We start from the raw sequence: 1,503 nt of genomic DNA, 5'->3' as shown, positions 1-1,503 counted from the left end.
GAGCGCGCGTTCGGCCACAGCCACCTCACCCAGATCGTCACGGTGGTCGACGATGCCGTGCGCATCCGCACCGAGGTCGACTGGCACGAGCGTCGTCGCATGCTCAAGCTCGCGTTCCCCCTCGACATCCACGCACACGACGCGGCGTACGAGACGCAGTTCGGGTACGTGCGCCGCCCGCTGCACACCAACACATCGTGGGATGCCGCGCGCTACGAGGTGTGCGCGCACCGTTGGGTGCACGTGGGCGAGCCGGGCTTCGGCGTCGGCGTGGCCAACGACGCCGTCTACGGACACGACGTCACGCGCGACAGCGTCGACGGCCGGGTCGTCACGACCGTGCGGCAGTCGCTGCTGCGCGCGCCGACGTTCCCCGACCCAGGGGCGGACCAAGGGCGGCACACCTTCACGACTGTGCTCACGCCGGCCCCGACCACGGATGAGGCGCTGCGTGCGGGTGCGAGGCTCGCCGCCCCGCCGCGCCAGATCACGGGCGCAGCGGCTCCGGAGCCCGTAGTCTCCGTGGCCGGCGTCGACGGCGCGTCGACCTCCGCGGTCGTCTCGGCTGTCAAGCTCGCCGACGACCGTTCGGGCGACGTGATCGCGCGCGTCTACGAGAGCCGCGGAGCACGCACGCGTGCGACGCTGCGCGCTGATTTCGCCGTCGCCGAGGTGCGTGAATGCGATCTCGTCGAGACACCGCTCACCGATTGGACCGGGACTGTCGCGGGTGACGGAAGCGGCGGCATCGGCATCACGTTGCGTCCGTTCGAGGTGCTGACGCTGAGACTGCGAAGGGACCACGCGTGAGCGAGGTAGACGAGGCGTTTCGCCGCGCGGTGGTCACGGCTGCAGACGCGGCGGTCGACGGCGTGCTCGCCGCGTCACCGGCCGACCTCGACACAGCGCCGCTGGGGCCGTACCGCGCGTCGATGCGGCGCATCAAGCTGCTCGTCGGCGCGTACCTCGCGGGCGGCAGGCGCTACACCGGGGATGCCGCGCTCATCTCACATGCCGTCGCGTACACGGAGGCGCTCGAGCGCATGCAGGCGGCCTCGGGCCTGTTCATCGGCGGAGACAACGTCGAGTCGCCGCCAGACTCCGCATTCGCGATCAATGACGTGTGCGACACCCTCGAGCTCATCCGCCGCAGCGTCGCGCCGTCGCTGGCGCCGCTTGAGCAGATGCTCGGAGCGATCGCCGATGCCGCGTTGCCGGCGATGGTCGCCGGCGGCGTGCACACGCCTAATCACCGATGGGAGCTCACCGCGGCACTCGCCAGGCTGTACCGGCGCCGCCCCGTCCCCTCCGTGCGCGCCCGGGCCGAGCAATGGCTCGCCGAGGGCATCGACCAGCAGAGCGACGGGATGTACTCGGAGCGCAGCGCGAACTACGCAGCGCACGTATCGAACCCGTCGCTCGCCGTGATCGCAGACGTCTTCTCTCGCCCGGACCTACACGACGTCGTGGTGCGCAACCTCGAAGCCACACTCGGGATGATCC

The 1,503-nt window shown here is 70.8% G+C and carries 1 protein-coding gene and 1 pseudogene; both read left to right on the top strand.

What is annotated here, in order from left to right; translation table 11 throughout:
• Window positions 1-810 (top strand): glycoside hydrolase family 38 C-terminal domain-containing protein (locus ELR45_RS37965; RefSeq protein WP_240759761.1); only part of this gene is annotated, 810 nt, incomplete at its 5' end.
• Window positions 807-1,503 (top strand): annotated as a pseudogene (locus tag ELR45_RS37960) (hypothetical protein); the annotation flags it as partial. The gene ELR45_RS37965 and the pseudogene ELR45_RS37960, both read left to right, overlap by 4 nt.

Source organism: Phytoactinopolyspora endophytica, assembly GCF_004138495.1.
GTDB classification, from domain to species: Bacteria; Actinomycetota; Actinomycetes; order Jiangellales; family Jiangellaceae; genus Phytoactinopolyspora; species Phytoactinopolyspora endophytica.
The sequence above is the reverse complement of the archived record's forward strand: the minus strand, read 5'-3'. Positions and strand labels throughout refer to the sequence as shown.